At 75.2% G+C, this 17199-nt stretch carries 22 protein-coding genes; 6 read left to right on the top strand and 16 right to left on the bottom strand.

Translation table 11 applies throughout. The annotated features are described in order from the left end of the window. The first annotated feature begins 147 nt into the window (after window positions 1–147). Both BMY40_RS11075 and BMY40_RS11070 read left to right on the top strand, forming a co-directional pair. On the top strand, window positions 148–903 hold the full coding sequence (locus tag BMY40_RS11075) for a sigma 54 modulation/S30EA ribosomal C-terminal domain-containing protein (protein WP_093658176.1): 756 nt from the start codon (window positions 148–150) through the stop codon (window positions 901–903). Window positions 904–1306: 403 nt separating this feature from the next. Then, window positions 1307–1744 (top strand): Immediate-early protein 2, encoded by a 438-nt coding sequence (locus tag BMY40_RS11070; protein WP_093658174.1) that lies wholly within the window; start codon window positions 1307–1309, stop codon window positions 1742–1744. A gap of 70 nt (window positions 1745–1814) precedes the next feature. Here BMY40_RS11070 and BMY40_RS11065 read toward each other — a convergent pair whose 3' ends face one another. Continuing rightward, window positions 1815–2573: a DeoR/GlpR family DNA-binding transcription regulator gene (locus BMY40_RS11065; RefSeq protein ID WP_093658582.1), complete on the bottom strand. Its 759-nt coding sequence runs from the start codon at window positions 2571–2573 to the stop codon at window positions 1815–1817. A 73-nt stretch (window positions 2574–2646) separates the two neighbouring features. Between BMY40_RS11065 and BMY40_RS11060 the strand changes: the two genes are divergently transcribed. Beyond that, window positions 2647–3906, top strand: coding sequence for an MFS transporter (locus tag BMY40_RS11060; protein ID WP_093658172.1), 1260 nt, complete (start codon window positions 2647–2649; stop codon window positions 3904–3906). 126 nt (window positions 3907–4032) lie between these two features. Beyond that, window positions 4033–4173, top strand: coding sequence for a hypothetical protein (locus BMY40_RS28020; RefSeq protein ID WP_177213959.1), 141 nt, complete (start codon window positions 4033–4035; stop codon window positions 4171–4173). Window positions 4174–4191: 18 nt separating this feature from the next. Here the strand turns inward: BMY40_RS28020 and BMY40_RS11055 are convergent, their stop codons facing one another. The 8 genes from BMY40_RS11055 to BMY40_RS11025 form a co-directional block, all read right to left on the bottom strand. Next, window positions 4192–4536 (bottom strand): DUF3140 domain-containing protein, encoded by a 345-nt coding sequence (locus tag BMY40_RS11055; RefSeq protein ID WP_093658170.1) that lies wholly within the window; start codon window positions 4534–4536, stop codon window positions 4192–4194. After that, a complete protein-coding gene (locus tag BMY40_RS11050) occupies window positions 4529–4762 on the bottom strand; it encodes a hypervirulence associated TUDOR domain-containing protein (RefSeq protein WP_093658168.1) in 234 nt (77 codons plus the stop codon). The genes BMY40_RS11055 and BMY40_RS11050 overlap by 8 nt, the downstream gene beginning before the upstream one ends. A 128-nt stretch (window positions 4763–4890) precedes the next feature. Further along, window positions 4891–6648, bottom strand: a complete 1758-nt coding sequence (locus BMY40_RS11045) for an ABC transporter ATP-binding protein (RefSeq protein ID WP_245770031.1) — start codon at window positions 6646–6648, stop codon at window positions 4891–4893. A 176-nt stretch (window positions 6649–6824) separates the two neighbouring features. Beyond that, entirely contained in the window at window positions 6825–7241 is a 417-nt protein-coding gene (locus BMY40_RS11040; protein WP_107436757.1) for a lasso peptide biosynthesis B2 protein, read from the bottom strand. 98 nt (window positions 7242–7339) lie between these two features. Beyond that, window positions 7340–7597 (bottom strand): lasso peptide biosynthesis PqqD family chaperone, encoded by a 258-nt coding sequence (locus BMY40_RS11035; RefSeq protein ID WP_093658165.1) that lies wholly within the window; start codon window positions 7595–7597, stop codon window positions 7340–7342. 47 nt (window positions 7598–7644) lie between these two features. Further along, entirely contained in the window at window positions 7645–9495 is a 1851-nt protein-coding gene (locus tag BMY40_RS11030; protein ID WP_093658163.1) for a lasso peptide isopeptide bond-forming cyclase, read from the bottom strand. Window positions 9496–9869: 374 nt separating this feature from the next. Beyond that, window positions 9870–9980: a keywimysin-related RiPP gene (locus BMY40_RS28550; protein ID WP_245770004.1), complete on the bottom strand. Its 111-nt coding sequence runs from the start codon at window positions 9978–9980 to the stop codon at window positions 9870–9872. A 648-nt stretch (window positions 9981–10628) separates the two neighbouring features. Continuing rightward, a complete protein-coding gene (locus tag BMY40_RS11025; RefSeq protein ID WP_093658161.1) occupies window positions 10629–10841 on the bottom strand; it encodes a hypothetical protein in 213 nt (70 codons plus the stop codon). Between the two features lie 271 nt (window positions 10842–11112). Between BMY40_RS11025 and BMY40_RS11020 the strand changes: the two genes are divergently transcribed. Next, a complete protein-coding gene (locus BMY40_RS11020) occupies window positions 11113–11508 on the top strand; it encodes a VOC family protein (RefSeq protein ID WP_093658159.1) in 396 nt (131 codons plus the stop codon). A gap of 70 nt (window positions 11509–11578) precedes the next feature. Here BMY40_RS11020 and BMY40_RS11015 read toward each other — a convergent pair whose 3' ends face one another. The 4 genes from BMY40_RS11015 to BMY40_RS11000 all read right to left on the bottom strand — a co-directional run bounded on the left by BMY40_RS11015 (window position 11579) and on the right by BMY40_RS11000 (window position 14113). After that, window positions 11579–12109: a 2'-5' RNA ligase family protein gene (locus BMY40_RS11015; protein ID WP_093658580.1), complete on the bottom strand. Its 531-nt coding sequence runs from the start codon at window positions 12107–12109 to the stop codon at window positions 11579–11581. An 86-nt stretch (window positions 12110–12195) separates the two neighbouring features. Then, entirely contained in the window at window positions 12196–12621 is a 426-nt protein-coding gene (locus BMY40_RS11010; protein ID WP_093658157.1) for a CBS domain-containing protein, read from the bottom strand. A 270-nt stretch (window positions 12622–12891) separates the two neighbouring features. Beyond that, window positions 12892–13782, bottom strand: coding sequence for a universal stress protein (locus BMY40_RS11005; RefSeq protein ID WP_093658155.1), 891 nt, complete (start codon window positions 13780–13782; stop codon window positions 12892–12894). Between the two features lie 106 nt (window positions 13783–13888). Then, complete coding sequence (locus tag BMY40_RS11000; protein ID WP_093658153.1) at window positions 13889–14113, bottom strand: hypothetical protein; 225 nt, start codon at window positions 14111–14113, stop codon at window positions 13889–13891. A 258-nt stretch (window positions 14114–14371) separates the two neighbouring features. Between BMY40_RS11000 and BMY40_RS28940 the strand changes: the two genes are divergently transcribed. After that, the gene (locus BMY40_RS28940) at window positions 14372–14503 is read left to right on the top strand and encodes a hypothetical protein (protein WP_281250762.1); all 132 of its coding nucleotides are present in this window, start codon (window positions 14372–14374) and stop codon (window positions 14501–14503) included. Between the two features lie 48 nt (window positions 14504–14551). Here the strand turns inward: BMY40_RS28940 and BMY40_RS10995 are convergent, their stop codons facing one another. From BMY40_RS10995 to BMY40_RS10985, 3 genes are all read right to left on the bottom strand, one after another. After that, window positions 14552–15421, bottom strand: coding sequence for a family 3 encapsulin nanocompartment shell protein (locus BMY40_RS10995; RefSeq protein WP_093658151.1), 870 nt, complete (start codon window positions 15419–15421; stop codon window positions 14552–14554). A 73-nt stretch (window positions 15422–15494) separates the two neighbouring features. Then, window positions 15495–16214, bottom strand: coding sequence for a sulfotransferase-like domain-containing protein (locus tag BMY40_RS10990; protein ID WP_093658149.1), 720 nt, complete (start codon window positions 16212–16214; stop codon window positions 15495–15497). Beyond that, the gene (locus BMY40_RS10985) at window positions 16211–17194 is read right to left on the bottom strand and encodes an aldo/keto reductase (RefSeq protein WP_093658147.1); all 984 of its coding nucleotides are present in this window, start codon (window positions 17192–17194) and stop codon (window positions 16211–16213) included. The genes BMY40_RS10990 and BMY40_RS10985 overlap by 4 nt, the downstream gene beginning before the upstream one ends. Window positions 17195–17199 lie beyond the last annotated feature (5 nt).

Genomic DNA, 17199 nt, shown 5'->3' with positions numbered 1-17199 from the left:
CCGGCACGCCGGCCGTCCGGGGCCGGTGCGGTCCACACGCTCCGCCGCCGCGGGGTACGGACGGCACCGGCCCCCGGGGACCTTCGGCCCTGCCGTGGGGATCGGCGCGGGAGGAGTCTGAAGGTGCCACGACGGCAGGAGGAAACCATGAACCGATCGCAGATCCGTCCCCTCCCGGAGGTCAGGGTCGAGGTCCGGGGCGAGGTGCCCGGGGACGCGGCCGAGTACGCGCGGACCAAGGTGCTGGCGGCCCTGGGCAAGGTCGGGGAACCGGTCCTGGGCACCAGGGTGAAGCTGAGCCAGGCGGCCAGCGCCTCCGTGCGGCACCCGGCGCACGCCCAGGTGAACGTGGACGTCAACGGCCACCTGGTGCGGGCCCACGTCACCGCCGACACCATGCCCGAGGCGATCGACCTGCTGCGCGACCGGCTGGCGGGCCGGCTGTCCCGCGTCCACCGCCGCGGGCACCACGGCGGCGGGCCGCGCCCCGGCTCGCGCATCGGGCAGGGACGCCGGGTCGTGCGCCGCCGCGCCCACGGCCCCGCCCGGCTGACCCCGGCGCAGGCGGTACGGCGGATGGAGGACCTGGGGTACGACTTCCACCTGTTCACCGACGCCGACTCCGGCGTCGACAGCGTGGTCTACCGGGACGGAGAGGGCGGCCAACGGCTGGCCCGCGCCCGCAGGGACGTGGCCGCGCCGGTGCCGTCGGGCCTTCCGCCGGCCGCCCCGCTGGGGATCAGCGGGATCCCGGCGCCCCGTATGGGGGTCGAGCAGGCGGTGTGGCGGCTGGAGACCACCGGCCTGCCGTTCGTGTTCTTCGTCGACACCGCCACCGAGCGCGGAGCCCTGCTCCACCGCCGCCGTGACGGCCTCTACGGGCTGGTCGTCCCGGCCGAGTGACCCGGCGTCCGCCGGCCGGGGCCCCGGCCGGCGGACGTCACACGAGCCGGCGCACGAGCCGGTTCAGCACTTCTTCCAGGCGAGTTCGAACGAGGCCTCGGGTGAAGACCCCGCGCCGTCCGGGGCGGACGGCCTTCGGCTCCGGACGTGGGAGCGCTCCCGTTGTAGGGATGCGCCTTCCGGCGCGGAAGGCGGGAAACGACCTCCCCACTCCGTATGACGAGGGATGGGGGCCGCGGCCGAGCGGACCACGGGCCATGCACGAGACCGCTGCCGACGCCCCCTCCCGGAGCCGGGCGCGGGCATGGGCGGGCGTCGTGTGCGGGCCGTGGTGCGGCGGTGTTCGGAGGCGGCCGCGGCGGGTCGGCCGGGCGTACGGGCGCGCGGTGCCTACCGTCGCGGTATGCCTCTCATCCGGATCGAGCGCCGCACGCACCTCCTGGCCGGGGAGGCGTGGCGTCGGCTGACCACCTGGGAGAACCACGCCCGCCATGTCCCGCTCACCGCGATCACGGTCACCACCGCGCCGCCCACGCGCGTCGGCACGCGCTTCACGGCGCGTACGGGAGCCGGGCGCGCCGGGTTCGACGATCCCATGGAGGTCGTGCGCTGGGAACCGCCGGCCGGAGGCCGTCCCGGCCGCTGCCGCGTGGAGAAGCGGGGCGGGGTGGTGCTCGGCTGGGCCGAGGCGGAGGTGGTCCCCGTCGAGGGGGGATCGCTGGCCGTCTGGCGCGAGGAGGTGCGCGTACGGGGGGTGCCGCGCCTGCTGGACCGGCCCACGGCCTGGGCGGCCCGCCTGCTGTTCGGCCGGGTGGTCACGGGACTGCTGAGGGAGCGGTGACCGCCGCGCCCGGGGGTCCGGACCCGGGCGGCCCGGCCCCTGGGCGGGGCCGCTCACACCTTCCGCCCGCTCACACCTTCCGCACGGTCACGCCGGCCGCCTCCAGAGCGCCGGTCTCGTCCTCGGGGGCGTCCTCCTCCGTCACCACCGCGTCGAGCGCCGAGGCCGGCGCGACGAAGGCGAGGGCGGTGCGGGAGAACTTGGCCGCGTCGGCGACCGCGACCACCCGGCGGGCCGAGGCGATCGCGGCGCGCTTGACGGCGGCGTCGGCCAGGTCGTACGCGGTCAGCCCGTCCGCCGCGTTCAGTCCGCAGCAGCCGACGACGGCGGTGTCGAAGCGCAGCGAGGCCAGGGAGGCCTCGGTCAGCGGACCGGTCAGCGCCAGCTCGCCCGGGCGGGGCTCCCCGCCGGGCAGCAGCAGTTTCAGCCGGGGGGCGCCGGTCAGCGCGTTGGCCGCGTGCAGGGACAGCGGCATGACGGTCAGCCGGCGGCCGGCCAGGACGCGGGCCACCTCCAGGCAGGTCGTGCCGCTGTCGAGGACGACCGACTCGCCGTCGGCGATCAGGGAGGCCGCCTCGGCGGCGATCCGCCGCTTGGCGTGCGGCCTCTCCAGCTCCCTCAGCCCGAACGGGGGCTCCTCACCGCGCAGCAGCAGGCTGCTGGCCCCGCCGCGGTAGCGCTCCAGGACCCCCTGATCCGCCAGGACCTCCAGATCGCGCCGGATGGTCATCTCCGAGGCGCCGGTGAGCCCGGCCAGCTCCGCCACGCTCAGCTGTCCGGCCTCACGTACGGCCTCGGTGATCCGTCTCAGTCGCTCCGCGCTCGCCACGCCGGAATTGAACACGAGAGTTGTGCGAAATTCAATCTATCAAACAGCGATCCTGTTTGTTAAGTTCTGGAACATGAAGAGAACGCTGCGGCTCGCACGGCTGGCCACCTTCGCCTACTTCGGCCTCAACGGCTTCCTGATGGGCATGTGGGTCGTCCACATCCCGGTGGTGGAGGACCGCGCAGGGGTCAGCCACGCCGTCCTGGGCTGGCTGCTGCTCCTGCTCGGGGGAGGCGCCTTCGCGGGCATGCGGCTGACCGGGCCGCTGGCCGACCGCCTCGGCGCCCGCGTGGTGGTGCCGCTGAGCGCGGTACTGTGCAGCGCGTCCCTGGTGCTGCCCGGGCTGGCCGAGGGGGCCTGGACGCTGGGCGCGGCCCTGCTGGTGTTCGGCTTCGGCAACGGCTGCCTGGACGTCGCCATGAACACCCACGCGGTCCAGGTCGAGCGCGGTTACCGGCGGCCCGTCATGTCCGCCTTCCACGCGGTGTTCTCCGTCGGCGGAGTGCTCGCCGCCCTGGTCGGCGCCCGGACCCTCAGCTGGGACTGGAGCGCTGCCGCGACCCTCGCCGGTATGGGCGCCGCCGGGCTCCTCGTCGCCGTCCTGGCGGCCCCCGCGCTGCTGCGCCCCGAACGCCCCGAACTCCCCGGGCCCGCCGGGCCCGGGGAGGAGGCCCCGAGGCCGTCCGCCGGGAGCGGGACCGGGGCCGGGCGCGGGACACCCGCGCGGATCTGGGCGCTGGCCGCCCTCGCGCTGATGCTGATGCTCGCCGAGGGCGTCGCCAACGACTGGAGCACGCTCGCCCTGCAGGACGTCCTGGGCGCGCCCGCGGCCACGGCGGCCCTCGCCTACGGGGCCTTCGCCACCGCCATGACCGTCGGACGCCTGCTCACCGACCGGGTGGCCGCGCGCTTCGGCCCGGTCGCGATCGTCCGCTACGGCGCGCTCCTGGCCGCGGTCGGCCTGTCGGCCGTGGTGGTCTCGCCCTGGATCCCCCTGGCCCTGGCCGGCTGGACGGTCTTCGGTCTGGGGCTGTCCGGCTGTGTGCCCCAGCTCTTCAGCGCCGCGGGCCACGCCGACCCGGAGGCCGCCGGGGCGAACGTCTCACGGGTGGCCGGGCTCGGTTACCTCGGCATGCTCGCCGGACCCGCCGTCATCGGGCCGCTCACCCATCTCGTGCCGCTGAACGTCGCCTTCCTGCTGCCCGTGGCCCTGTGCGCCGTGGCGGCCGGTGTCGCCGGGATCCTGCGGTCCGAGCCCCGGGCGGCCGCCGGGGGAGGGGCCCCCGCCCGGGAGCGGGCGGAGACCCGCAAGGTGCCCGAGGCGGCGGACTGACGGCCGCCCGGGTTCCCCGGGGAAGTGACCCGTGCCATTTCCCGCGGCGCGGCGGGCGTGGATGATGAGGGCGTCCCCGCCGGCCACAGGGCCGGAGAGCCCTCGTCGACCGGGAGTCGGTCCGCCATGGCAGAGCATGTGCACGTTCGCCTCAACCACGGGCTGGAGGTGTCCGAGGAAGGCGATCTGATCGAGCTGTCCCGCTGCCGCTGCGGAGCCACCTGGAGCAGGTCCTACCGCGTGGACGAGGGCGAACCCGAGCGGTGACGCGGGCGGGCGGCGGCGTCAGCGGTCCTTGAGGGGGTCGTGCCCCCAGTTCATCAGGGAGTGCCGCCAGGTGGTGTCGGTGACGTCGCCGGAGGGCCGCTGGGCCAGGTGCCGCTTGATGTAACCGTTGACCTTGCGCATGTGGGCCACGTCGTCGTCGCTGAGGTCGGACCTCGAGGTCCGCAGCAGCTCGACGATGCGGCGGCCGGAGGCGTGACCGGTGCTCTCCCCGCCGCCCCGGTGCTGTCCGGCGGCCTTGGACTCGTCCCGTTCCAGCCAGTCCTGGAGCTGCCGGGGCGTGAGGTTGACCAGCTTCCCGAACTCGGTGACGGTCCCGTCGCGGTCGTCGCGGTGCTCAGCCATCCCCGGGACCCCTCTCGCGGAGGGCGTCGGGGCGGTGGACCGCCCGGCCGCCGGACTTCTCGCTGCGGACCTGGTACCGGGGATCGTCGGGGGAGGCGTCCACGGTGCGCCCGCCCGCCTCGGTACGGGAGGTGATCTCCTTCTCGACCCTGCCGACGGCCTCGCTCCCGTGGCTCTTCCAGGAGACCCTGTCCCCCTTGCGGAACTTCCTCTTCTTCTTCGTCATCTTCCCCTCCCGCGGGGAGTGGACGGATGAAAAGCCCCGTTCGTCCCCATGGTATCGGTGTGGCCGTGTTCCACCACCGCGGAGCCGGGGGCGCAGGGCCCTGCGGCCGGGGACGGCGCCCGGCGCGGTCACCCCTCCCGGCGGCCCCGCGCCTTCGCCGCCCGCCCGGTGCCGTTCCGCCCCCGGTCCCCGGAGAGCGGGCCGGGCAGCTGGGTGGCCGCCAGGCCGCGGTAGAGGGCGTCGCCGGCCAGCAGCTCGTCATGGGTCCCCACCGCTCTGACCCTTCCCTCCTCCATGACCACGATCCGGTCGGCCGCGATCACGGTGGACAGACGGTGGGCCACGACCAGTACGGTCGTGCTCCGGGCGGCGTCGGCGACGGTGTCCCGCAGCGCGGCCTCGTTGGCCGCGTCGAGCTGGGAGGTGGCCTCGTCCAGGAGCAGGAGCCGGGGGGAGCGCAGCAGGGCGCGCGCGACGGCGACGCGCTGCCGTTCGCCGCCTGAGAGCCGGTCGCCCCGGTGGCCGACGGGGGTGTCCAGCCCCTGCGGCAGCCGGGCCACCAGGGCCTCCAGCCGGGTGCGGCGCAGCACCTCCTCCAGATGCCGCCCCCCGGACGGCGGGACGCCGAACAGCAGGTTGTCGCGGAGGGTTCCGGACAGGACGGGGGAGTCCTGCTCGACGTATCCGATGGCGGCCCGCAGTTCGGCCAGCGGCCAGTCCCTCACGTCCCGGCCGTCGAGCAGGACGCGGCCGGTGTCCGGCTCGTGGAAGCGCTCGACCAGGGAGAAGACGGTGGTCTTGCCCGCGCCCGAGGGCCCGACGAGGGCCGTCATGCCCCGTGCCGGGACGGTGAAGCTCACCTCGCGGTGCACGGGCGGCAGCCCGGCCCGGTAGGAGAAGCCGACCCGGTCGAAGACCAGCGAGGCCGGTTCCGGGAGGTCCGTCCCGGCGGGAGCGGGGGCCGGGGCGGAGCCGGGGCCGGCGCCGAGGTGCTCGGCGGGCAGCCGCTCCACCTCCCGCACGCGCAGGGCGGCGGCCGAACCCTCCTGGAAGCGGCCCACGACGTCGACGAGCTGGTGGACCCGCGGGCCCAGCGAGAAGAGGTAGAGCAGGAAGGCGACGAGCGTGGAGACCTCCGTCGCGCCCGAGGCCACCCGCGCGCCGCCCACCCCCAGCACCGCCAGGAACGCCACCTGCACCGCCACGCTCCCGGCGGTGGCGGAGACGGCCTCCCAGCCCGCGGCGCGCACGCCGGCCCGGCGGGCGCCGTCCGCCGCCTCGTGCAGACGGGCGGTCTCCCGCGGCTCCGCGCCGGCCGCCTTGACGGTGCGGAAGGCGCCCAGCACGCGTTCGAGGGCGGATCCCATGGCGCCGACCGCCTCCTGCGCCTGCCGGGCCGCCCGGCCGATGCGCGGCGCGACCGCCGCCACCGCGACGGCGACGAGCACGAGCGCGCCGAGGGTGACGCCCAGCAGCACCGCGTCCAGCAGGCCCATCAGGACGACGGTCGCCACGAGGAGCAGCGAACCGACGACGGCCGAGGCCACCGACTGGACGGCGGTCTGCCGAAGGACGGTGGTGTCGGAGGTGGCACGGGAGATCAGGTCACCGGGCTCGGCGCGTTCCACCGCCGGCACGCGCAGCCGCAGCAGATGCGCGGTGAGCTGCCGCCGGACGGTGTGGACCACGGCCTCCCCGGTCCTCTCCAGGACGTACTGCCCGGCGGCGGCCAGGACGGCGCCCGCCAGCACCAGCACGCTGAGCAGCAGCACCCAGCCGGCCGCCGTACGCCCGCCGCCCAGCTCGTCCACCAGCCGCTTGGCGGCCAGCGGCTGGGCCAGGGAGAGCAGACCGCCCAGCAGGCCGAGCAGCGTGCCCGCGAGGATGCCGGTGCGGTGCGGACGGAGCCGCCCGGCGAGGGCGCGGCGGCCGGAGGGGTCCTTGCCGAGGCGGCCGGCGAGCCGCCGGGGGCGGGCCGGGACGGCCTCCCCGTCCTCCCGCGGTTCCCCGCCGCGGACGGCGCCCGCCCGGGCCGGGGGTGCGGTCTGCGCGGTCAACGGCCTCACCCCACGCTGAAGAAGCGCTGGAAGTAGTCGGCCGGGCAGCCCTCGCCCACCAGTACCCCCTCGGCCTCCACCCAGGCGTGCGCCGCGAAGGGCGGGCTGGTGCGCACCCCCACGCACCACACGGGCCAGCGGCCGCGCATGCGGCACAGCAGCACGGTGGCCAGCGAGCGCGGCAGGCATCCGCGCTGCCCGCCGCAGGCCAGGCTCACCGCGAGCACCGTCTCACGGGCCTTCGCCGCCTCCGCCTCGGTCGCCGGACGGGCGCCGCGCCGCAGCAGGGTGAGGACGGCGCGGATGCGGCCCGGCGGCAGCACGGCCAGCAGATGGGCGCATCCCACGGCGGAACGCGCCGCGAGGCGGTGCGCCAGGGGGACGGATCGGGGATCGTACGGAATCGCTTCGGGGGTCGACACCTTCTCCTCTTCTCCTTCTCTTCTGCCGCGGACTTCTCTTCCCGCGCCGGCCTGCGGCCCGGCCCGTCGCTCCGGCGGCGCCGCGGCCGACGGCCCGTTCAGCCGGAGACGAGCCGCGCGTCGCGCAGCTCGCCGAGGATGCGGAGCACGTCCTCCTCGGCCTCCTCGGGAGCCACGTCGTACTCGCCGGTGAGGGCCGTCGCCGCCTGCCGGGCGGAGCGGCCCTCCAGCAGTGCGCGCAGCACGGCGGCCGCGGTGGGGTTGAGGGTCCAGTACTCGCCGCTCCGCTGGTCGAGCAGCGCCGTTCCGTACTCGGTGTCGGTCATCAGCACACCGGAGCGCAGGGTGAGTGCCATGGGGTCTTCCTTCCGTTCGGTCCGCCGCAGGCGGTCGGGACGATGGATCAGGTGGCCGTCCGCGAGGAGGCGGTGGCGTTCTCACGGGACCGCAGCCACACCTCGCAGGCGACGGTCGGCTGCAGCAGCTCGCTGCCCAGCTCCGCCGACACCGGGAGGTCGCACCACCGGCGCAGCGCGGAGGCGTCGATCAGGCCCAGCCGTTCCAGACGGGAGTCCTCGAACAGGGCCAGCAGCCGCTCGCGGTGGCGGCGCAGACCGAGCTCCGCCTCCATCCCGGCATTGGCCTTGGTGGCCCGTGTACGGCTCTCCTCGGGCACGATGCCGCGCATGGCCTCCACGATCAGCGGCTTGTAACGGAAGGGAGTGATCCGGTCCTGTGGACGCACGGCCAGGCACGTCTCGACGACCCGGTCGTCGTAGTAGGGCGCCTCGCAGGCCACTCCCAGCGGCGCGGCCATCTGGTCGACGTGCCGGGCGAAACGGGAGGTGAGGTCCATGGTGGCCAGCTCCCGGTGCGTCCCGTGGCCCCGGCCCGCGGCCAGCGGCTCCACGGTGGCGGCTTCGGACAGGATGCGCTCGCGCACCGCGTGGACGGCGTCGGGCGTCGTCCACGGCGGCAGCCTGGGCGGCACGCACCACTCCAGCAGGGGCTCCCGCTCCCGCGGCTGGGGCCGCAGCAGGTCCTGCCCGACCCCTTTCAGCCAGGACGGGTAGTCCCGCCGGTCGAGGAGCTGGCGCAGCACCTCCCGCCGGGACCACCCGTACTTGGCGGTGAAGCCCCGCAGACTCCGCAGGGCGGTCCGCGGGTGCGTGCGGACCATCGTGTGCAGGTGCGCGGCACAGCCCATCAGGAGCTCGTCACCGCCCATGCCGGTCAGGTGCAGGGTGGAGCCCCGGTGTGCGGCCAGCTCCAGAAGGCTCATGCGGCGCCGGTGGTCGACGGCCATCAGGCAGGGGGCGTCGAGGCGGTCGTCGAACGTGTCCAGACCGTCGTAGGTCAGGGGGATCCGCTCGGCCGGGACCAGATGGTGCTCCACGTTCCCCAGGGCCGCCACCGTCCGGCGGGCCCAGTGCGCGTCGTCGCCGAGCGGGTCGTGGGTCTCCGCGGTGTAGGCGACCACCCGGGCCGTTCCGCGGGCGGCCGCGCAGCACACCGCCGTGGAGTCCAGGCCGCCGAGGTCCGCCGTCACCAGGGAGCGGCCCCGGGTGCGTACGTCGACGGCGGTGGTCAGCGCCTCCGCTAGCGCCTCGGCGCCCTCGGCCAGGGGCACGGAGGGCTCGGGCGCGGTCCACCGGCGGAACCGCCGCGTGCCCCCTTCCGGGGGGAGGCACAGCCAGTGGTCGCCGGGCAGGCGCTCCACCCCGTCCCACACGGGCTGCCCCGCCAGGGGGTGCAGCAGACTCAGGGTCAGCAGATGGACGGCCAGGCGCCCTTCGTCCAGGCTCCTGCCCGCGAGCTCCGCCACCACGTCCGCGCGGTCGCCCGCCACCGTCACCGGGCCGGAGCCGGCGTGGAAGACGCGCCGGACCCCCACCACGCCCCCCTGTATCCGGACCCGGCCGGCGGCGCTGGCGAGGAGGTGGAAGCTCCCGGGCCACGCCGCGGTGAACCGGTCGAGCGAGGCCAGCGAGTCCCGGGCCGCCGCGGCGGCACGCGCGGCCTCCGCGGCGGTGACCAGGTGCTCGCCGAGCACCGCCACCCGCGCGTCGCCGCAGTCCCCCACCGTCAGCGCTTCCTGCGCCCAGTGGCCCAGGATCCAGGGGCGGCCGGAGGGGTGCGCCACCTTCTGGGAGGCGTGCGCACGCGCCCGTGCGCCGAGCCCGGCGGCGGCGTCGGTGTCGGGGAGGACGACGAACCACGCGGAGGCGGGGGGTGGGGAGAAGGAACCGTCCATCAGTCTCCTATCGAGGGGACCACCGGCCTCAGCCGGTGATGCGGTCGCTCCTGTCGAGGCCGGGTGTGGGGCCGCCCCTGGCGGAGCGGAGGGCGGGGTCGCCCCTGGCGGAGCCAAGGGGAGAATCGCCCCGGCCTGCGGTGACTTCCTTTCGTCCCGCGGGGGACCGTTTCGGGCCGGGCCGTGGCCTCCGGGTGGGAAGCCCCCTCCGGGCGGAGGAGCGGGGCCGTGGACACGCACATCTTCCGGCCGCCGGTGTCCGGAGACGGGCGAGCCGGGTGGCAGCGGCTGCCACCCGGCTCGCCGGCCGGCGGGGAGGGCCGGCCGGGGCTCCGCACCCGTGGCGGGTGCGGAGCGGTCGTGCGGTGGCCGCGTCAGGCCAGGTTCTTGCCGCCCAGCAGGTCCGGGGCGCTCCGACCGGCGAGCCCGGTCGTCTTGCGGAAGCCGCCGGCCTTGGCGAGGGTGGGACGCACGTAAGCGCGCATGATCATTCCCTTTCTGTCGTGGTGTGGTGTGCTCGCGGATGTCCCGCGAGGGCTTCGAAGCCGGCCGGAGCGGGCTGTGCCGTCATCCCGGAGGATGGCGGCGCGTCCGGTCACCCGCACACGACCGGCCTTCGCGAACCTCTCGAAGCCGAAAACCACGCTAGAAATACGAGGACATCACCACAACAGCGCACGGATGCCAACAACAGGCGCGTAGGAAATTTCCTATGTGTACTTGCGTGAAGGCTTCTGCGCTGTTCTGTTGATCTGTGGGAGGCGGTCCGCCGCTCACCGGCGCGGGCGGACGGCCTCGGGCGGGATCCGCCGCCGTGCGGCGGATGGACCGGTCGGGACGCCGTGGACGGGCGTGGGCTCCGCCTGCCGGCCCTGGGCGCGCGGGTACGTGCCGCGGCGGACCCGGGTCCGGGCCCCGGCCGTCCGAATCCGGGCAGCCCTCGCTTCCACGGCTGCGGGGCGGGCCGGAAACCGGCCCGCCCCGCGCGTGTGTGCCCGGCGGCCGGACCGGGCGCGACGGCACCGGCCTGCCGCGCGCCGTGCCATCGGCGCTGCCGAGGCAGGGGCCGCACCCGCGTCACCGCCGCGCGGCCCCTGTACTCCCGTGTACTCCTGCCGGCGGCCCGTGAGGGCCTACTGCTGGCGGGAGTGGGTTCCCGGATTGATGATCTCGTCCAGCACCTCGCGAACCACCGAGAAGACGACGCGGTCGATGTCGGCCGCCGGAGTGCCGGCGCTCCCGTCCGTGCCGGACAGGCCCCCGGTCCCGGCCTCCCGCTCGGCGGCCCAGTCGCGTGCGACCCGGATGCGACGGAGGAGTTCGTCTGCGTCCACGACATCAGTCATGAACGGAACCTACCCGCGGACGCGGCGCGGCAGCCTTCGCCGGGTGTGTCCGTTCTGCGCCGATCCGCTCCGCGCGGCTGCCGGGCCGGTCCCGGAAAGGCGGCGCGGCGGCCGCGCGTACCGGGTGGAAGGCGGGCGCGCCATGCGCAGTGCCCGCCAACTCGCTTGTGAAATCGGGCAGTTGGAAGCGGAGCCCGCTGCTCCGGCGATTCGGGGGTATACGGGCCCCGACGGACGGCGAACGGCCGACGACGACCCGTGGGGGTGACCCGTGCCCGTGCAGAAGACGAGTGTGCTGGTGCTGGACTGCGCCGAGCCCGAGGCGCTGGCGGAGTTCTACGCGAACTTCCTGGAGGCCGAGGTGCGCCGGGGCGCGGACCCGGACTTCATCGAGGTGACCGGGCCGGAGGGGGTCCGCCTGGCGGTCCGGCGCGACCACGGCTTCGCCCCGCCGAGCTGGCCCCGCCCGGACGACTCCCTCCAGGCGCACCTGCACATCCTGGTCCCGCAGGAGGGCATGGACGAGGCCGAGCGCGAGGCGGTCGGCCACGGGGCGCGCCCGATCGACACCAAGGACAACGGCGGCCCGCGCGACGTCCGCCTGTACTCCGACCCGGCCGGGCACACCTTCGCCCTGGTGGCCCGGGAAGGCCGGACGGCGGACTGACGGACGGCGGACTGATGGGCGGAGGACACCGACGGGCGCAGGGGCCCGGGCGCGCCCCTGCGGCACGTCCCTACGGGGTGAGGGGCTCGGTGGTGCGGGTGGCCGAGTCGTAGCTGCGGGCACCGGTCAGACGGCCCCGCACCGGCCCCCGCAGCCCGGCGGGCAGCAACTCCGCGTCCGGCCGGTCCCATGCCGGGCGGCGGCTGCGTCCGAGGGTGATGTGCGGGACCCACCGGCCGGGAGCGTGCAGCGGGTTCATCCCCCCGGCCCCGGGCGAGGAGGCCAGCGCCCGCCAGACCGCCCCGTGCAGCCGCAGCAGCTCCGGACCCGGCCGTACGGCCCAGGCGAGGACGTGCGTACGCCCCGTGAAGCGCAGCAGTCCGTCCAGGCACAGCTCCGCCGGGAGGGCGGCCAGGGCCGCGGCCACCTCCTCGCGCGCCGCGTCCGGGAGCGCGTCGGCGGTGGCCAGGGTGAGGTGGGGGCGGTTGGTCGGATGGGTGTGCGCCTCCTGGCTGGGCATCCCCGCCGCGGCCAGATGGCGCCACACCCGGCGCACGGCCAGGTCGGCGGCGCCGTCCGGAAGCAGCTCCACGGTGCGCACACGGGCCAGCGTACGGCGCGCCCCGCCCGTCCGGCGTACGGCGGCGACCCCGCGGGGCCGGACCTCCGGCCCCGCGAGGGCGGTGGTCACAGGTGCTTGGCCACCACGGCCTCGACGAACCGGCCGACCTCGGCCTCGGGGAGGTTGCGCGCCAGGTCGGCTTCGCTGACCATGCCGACCAGCCGCTTCTCCTCGTCGATGATCGGCACCCGGCGGACCTGGTGCTTCTCCATCGTGTCCAGCACCTTCTCGACGTCCGTGTCGGCGGTCACCGTGAACGTCCGCCCCTGGGCCAGCTCACCGGCGGTCGTCCTGGCCGGATCGCCCCCCGTGGCCAGGCACTTCACCACGATGTCGCGGTCGGTGATGATTCCGTGCAGCTTGTCGTCTTCGCCGCATATCGGCAGCGCGCCCACGTCCAGGTCGCGCATGCGCCGCGCCGCGGCGTCCAGCGTCTCGTGCTCCCCGACGCACTCCGCTCCGGTGTGCATGATGTCCCGGGCAGTGGTCATGGCGGTCTCCTCGAATCGGAAATGCGATGGATCCGGTGAATGCAGAGGATGCGGTGAATGGGGTGAATCAATCCGACGGATTCATTGGATTCGCCGGTTCCGCCGGGCCCGGCGGAACCGGCAGGCCCGGCGGGTCCGGCCGGCCCGGTGGACCGGCTTCGCGGAGAGGCCCCGGGCGCCCAGGCGCCCCGGCGCCTCTGGACACCCGGACCCGGTAGTCCATTCTGGTCCGCTCCGCCCCGTCCCGCATCCGGGCGGCGGGACGCCGCGTCAGGCGGCGCGCCCGCCCGCGGCGGGGACGGTGAAGACCGGGCAGCGGGCGTGGTGGAGCACCCCCTGGCTCACCGAGCCCAGCAGCATCCCGGTGAAGCCCCCGCGGCCCCGGGTGCCCACGACCAGGCCCATGGCCTGCTCGGACGCCTCGGCCAGGACCTGCACCGGATGCCCCCGTACGAACTCCCGGCGCAGCTCCACCTCCGGGTGCGCGGCGGTGCGGCCCGCGACCGACTCCGACAGCAGCCGCCGGGCCTCCTGCTCCGCCGCGTCCTCGTCCAGGGAGCCCAGCAGCGGCGGATGCCACACGTACAGGGCCCGCAGCGCAGCGCCGCGCAGCGAGGCCTCCTCGAAGGCGAAGTCGACGGCCGCGGCGGAGTCCGGACTGCCGTCGACGCCCACCACGAGGTACGGCGGCTGCCGGACGACGTGCTCCGGCTCCCGCAGGACCACCACCGGGCAGGGGGCGTGGGCGGTGAGCGGCAGGCCCACCGCGGCGGAGCCGAACAGCTCCTGTGCCGAGGACAGGTGCCAGGACCCCACCACGGCCATCGCCGCGTTCCGCGTCTCCTCGCGCAGCACCCAGGCGGGGTGCCCCTCCGCCAGCAGCCAGGAGACCTCCACCCGCGGCTGCCGCTCCTCGGCGAAGGAGACCGCGTCCCTGAGCACCCGCTCGCCGGCCTCGTGCAGCGCCCGGTTCCACTGCTCCCAGGACGGCCGCAGCTCCGACGACCAGTAGCCGCCGGTCGGCACGCTCTCGGCGTGCACCACCCGAAGCGGCAGGCCCCGCCGGGCGGCCTCGTCCGCGGCCCAGGCGAGGGCCGACCGCCGGGAGGGGTCGGGGTCCACTCCCACCACGATCGGCCGGCGTCCCTGTGAACTCGTCATAGCCGCCTCCGGGGTAGTCTCCCGCCCCCTCGCCGCCCAGTCTGGCAGCGCCCCGCCGGCCGCGCCCGTCGGGCGGGACGGGCCGCGGACGGCCGGGAGGCGCCGCCTACAGGCCCTGGGCCAGCAGGATCTCGTGCGCGAGCCTGGCCCCGCGGGCCGCCGCCTCGGGCAGCGGGGTGTCCTGGGAGGGCGGCTGCTCCAGGCCCCGGGCGAGGGCCCGGACGGCCTCGGCCAGTGCCTGCACCTGCGTCTCCAGCGCCTGCACCCGGGCCTCCTGCGAACTCTGCGGGCCGTGGCCGGGGGGCTGCTCGTACGGGCTGTTCGCGGTCATGTCGGCACCTTTCGTCCGTCGGACCTCGGACTTCGGGGATCGCCCGGCGGCCGGCCGCCGGCGTCCGGACCGGCGCGGGTCTCCCGGGGCACCGGTCGGCCCACGGCCGCCTCCTTCCGGCCATCCTCTTCCAGTCTGCTCCGGCCCGCGCGCCGGCGGAGGGCTCCGGCCGGACCGGTGCGCCGGTCCGGTCGAGCGCCCCCGAGGGGGTAGGCGGTGCGGGAGGGAGCGGACGACTTGTCTTGTGAGGAGGACCGTATGCCGGCACACCGCGCAACCCGGGAGAGGACCGAGGCGCGGGGGCGGGCGTCCTGGCCCTCCCTGGTGCTGTTCACCGCTCTCGCCTTCGCCGCCGCGCTCAACCTGAGCATCTGGCAGGCGCAGACCTGAGGTTCCGGTGCGGGCGCCGGGCCGGCCCGGCGCCCGCACCGGAACCGGTCAGCCCGGCACCACGTGGAAGAAGTGGGTCGGGAGCTGGACGGCGACGGACTCGTGGACCACCGCGCACACCGCCGTGCCCCCGGGCTCGTCGAAGGTCCCCGGCGGCGGCTCCGCGACCTTGATCACCGAGCGCTCGGCGTCCAGGAGCACGGCGGCCATGGCGAAGTCGCCGACCAGCGCGCAACCGGGCGCCACCTGCCGGTGCCGGCAGACCATGACGCCCTCGCGGGCGAGGTCGGCCAGCAGGCTGCCGGAGCCGACCAGCTGCCCGTAGTAGTCACGGGGGTTGACCATCACCGCGTGCCCGGTCCCGCCGGTCTGCTCGATCTCGTCGAAGGCGGCGAGCAGCCCGGCGGCGTACGAGCCCCGGTAGGGCAGGGACGCCACGTCCGGATGGCGCAGCACGTCCTGGGTCAGCGCCCGGTTCTCCGCCGTGCCCAGCCGGACCATCAGCCGCCGGTCCACGAAGGCGGCCAGCGCCGCCGGTTCCCCGGCGAGCCCGTCGGGGATCCGCACCCAGGCGGTGATCGGTGCGACGCGGTGGTCGGCCGGGGAGAACAGGAACGACTCCTCGCGCAGCCGCCCCTCGCGGGCCGGCACGTCCCCGGGCGGTCTGGTCTCGAACCAGGTGCGCACCGTGCCGGAGCCGGCCCGCTGCCTGCGGAACAGATGGCGGGCCGTCAGCCTGTGCCGTTCCTTGCCCGGCTCGAAGGCATCGGTGATGGTGAAGCCGAAGTGGACCTCGGCCCTGTCCGGCGCCTCGGTGAAGGCCCGGGCGAACTCCTCGCCCGGCGAGGGCGCGGCGGCCCGTGCGGTCGCGGCGGGCGGCGGGCCGCCTCGCCCGGTGACGGTCGCGGTGACGCTCATGGTCGGGTTCCTCCTGGTCCTGGGTCCGCCGGCCCCGGGAGTGCGGGGTCCGCGGGGCCTGTCGCGGGGTGTGTCACAGGGCGTGCTCGATCAGCCGCTCGTAGTACGGCAGATGGTGCTCGTGGAAGGAGCGCAGCCGCTCGTCGTTGTCGACGGTGACGGCGTACTCCCGTTCCGGCGCCCGGAAGGCCGAGCTGGCCATGACGTCCAGGTGCCAGCGCCGGTTCGGCCGCCACTCGGCGCGCTCGCCCGGCTGCCAGTTCAGGGCCTCGGGTACGTAGGGCAGCCCGACCCGCTCGCAGTACGCCGAGACCACCCCCGCCGGATCGGCCAGCAGCCGTTCGGCACGGATCACCACCGGGCGCTCGCCTGTGGTCTTCCAGGCCAGCTCGAACAGGTCCCACTGGTGCTCGTAGCCGATCTCGGAGCAGGTCACCTCGGGTTTGACCGCGTGGTGCGAGGCGATGGCGCGCGCCGGGTCGCGCACGATGAAGGTGTGCCGGAAACCTGCGATCCGCTCCGGATGGTCGAACAGGTGCTGGTAGTGGTACTCCAGGGTGTCCTTGAAGAACACCGGCCGCTCCTCGCCCAGCGCCGCGAGGTGGGCCAGTAGCTCGCCGGGGGAGCGGAGCACGACCGTGCTCCCGTCCGGGCCGGGCACGGACACCTCGCCGTGGTCGGTGAGCAGCACCAGCGGCTCGTGCACCACGGTCACGTCGCCGCGTTCGGCCATCATGCGCAGGAAGGCGGTGGAGACCGCCCTGGGGTGCGCCCACATGGCTATGACGGTCACATCGACCACTCCGTCGGGCGGCGGTCCCAGCGGTGGCCGCGCAGCTCGTCGAGCAGGGCGCGCTCCAGCCTCCGGCCGTCGGAGACGGCCAGGTTGGCGCGGACGTGCTCCGGTCTGCGCATGCCGGGGATGACGGTGCTGACGGCCGGGTGGTGGAGGATGAAGCGCAGCGACAGCTCGGGCAGTGTCATGCCCTGGGGCAGCACCTTCTTCAGCCGCTCGGCGCGCTCGACCGTCGGACCCAGGTTCTCGGGGCCGAAGTAGACCGCCCGCCAGTCGTCCTCGGGGAAGACGGTGTCGTGGGTGAGCTTCCCGGTGAGGCCGCCCTCGTCGAAGGGGACGCGGGCGATGATGCCGATGTCGTCGAGCAGCGCGCGTTCGAACAGCTCGTCCTCGGGAGCCTGGTCGAAGATGTTGTAGATGACCTGGACGACGTCGACCAGGCCGGTGTCGATCGCCCGCAGGCAGTTCTCCGGCTCCCAGCGGTTGACGCTGATGCCGAACCCCTCGATCACGCCCTCGGCCTTGAGGTCGGAGATCACCCGCTGCCAGCGTTCGTCATCGCTCCACCGGTCCTCCCAGACGTGGAACTGCAGCAGGTCGATGCGGTCGGTGCCGAGGTTCTCCAGGCTGCGGTGGACGTACTCGCGCACATGGCCGGGCGGGAAGACGTCGTCGAGGGTGTCGCCGGGGCGCGGCGGCCACTCCCGGTTCAGCGGCGGAACCTTGGTGGCGACGTACAGCCGGCGGTCGGAGTGCCTGCGCAGCAGGTCGCCCAGCATCCGCTCGCTGACACCGCGGCCGTAGACCCAGGCGGTGTCGAAGAACGTGCAGCCGAGGTCGACCGCCAGGTCCAGGCAGTCCGGCGCCGTGTCGTAGTCCCAGCCGGTGAAGCCCCCGGGGCCGCCTCCGATGCCCCACATGCCGTAGCCGATCTCGCTGACGTCCCAGCCGAGCCGGCCCATGCTTCGGTAGCGCACTGTCG

Origin of the sequence: Streptomyces radiopugnans (genome assembly GCF_900110735.1) — a bacterium.
Classification (GTDB): domain Bacteria; phylum Actinomycetota; class Actinomycetes; order Streptomycetales; family Streptomycetaceae; genus Streptomyces; species Streptomyces radiopugnans.
Note: the sequence above shows the minus strand (reverse complement) of the source record. Positions and strands in the feature narration are given on the sequence as shown.

Coding starts and splice junctions, on each gene's coding strand:
- BMY40_RS28550 (WP_245770004.1), bottom strand. CDS start 9,980: ATGCGCGCTTACGTGCGTCCCACCCTCGCCAAGGCCGGCGGCTTCCGC.
- BMY40_RS28020 (WP_177213959.1), top strand. CDS start 4,033: ATGGCAGAGCATGTGCACGTTCGCCTCAACCACGGGCTGGAGGTGTCC.
- BMY40_RS11075 (WP_093658176.1), top strand. CDS start 148: ATGAACCGATCGCAGATCCGTCCCCTCCCGGAGGTCAGGGTCGAGGTC.
- BMY40_RS11050 (WP_093658168.1), bottom strand. CDS start 4,762: ATGACGAAGAAGAAGAGGAAGTTCCGCAAGGGGGACAGGGTCTCCTGG.
- BMY40_RS11025 (WP_093658161.1), bottom strand. CDS start 10,841: ATGACTGATGTCGTGGACGCAGACGAACTCCTCCGTCGCATCCGGGTC.
- BMY40_RS28940 (WP_281250762.1), top strand. CDS start 14,372: ATGCCGGCACACCGCGCAACCCGGGAGAGGACCGAGGCGCGGGGGCGG.
- BMY40_RS11000 (WP_093658153.1), bottom strand. CDS start 14,113: ATGACCGCGAACAGCCCGTACGAGCAGCCCCCCGGCCACGGCCCGCAG.
- BMY40_RS11035 (WP_093658165.1), bottom strand. CDS start 7,597: ATGGCACTCACCCTGCGCTCCGGTGTGCTGATGACCGACACCGAGTAC.
- BMY40_RS11070 (WP_093658174.1), top strand. CDS start 1,307: ATGCCTCTCATCCGGATCGAGCGCCGCACGCACCTCCTGGCCGGGGAG.
- BMY40_RS11010 (WP_093658157.1), bottom strand. CDS start 12,621: ATGACCACTGCCCGGGACATCATGCACACCGGAGCGGAGTGCGTCGGG.
- BMY40_RS11060 (WP_093658172.1), top strand. CDS start 2,647: ATGAAGAGAACGCTGCGGCTCGCACGGCTGGCCACCTTCGCCTACTTC.
- BMY40_RS11030 (WP_093658163.1), bottom strand. CDS start 9,495: ATGGACGGTTCCTTCTCCCCACCCCCCGCCTCCGCGTGGTTCGTCGTC.
- BMY40_RS11005 (WP_093658155.1), bottom strand. CDS start 13,782: ATGACGAGTTCACAGGGACGCCGGCCGATCGTGGTGGGAGTGGACCCC.
- BMY40_RS11055 (WP_093658170.1), bottom strand. CDS start 4,536: ATGGCTGAGCACCGCGACGACCGCGACGGGACCGTCACCGAGTTCGGG.
- BMY40_RS10995 (WP_093658151.1), bottom strand. CDS start 15,421: ATGAGCGTCACCGCGACCGTCACCGGGCGAGGCGGCCCGCCGCCCGCC.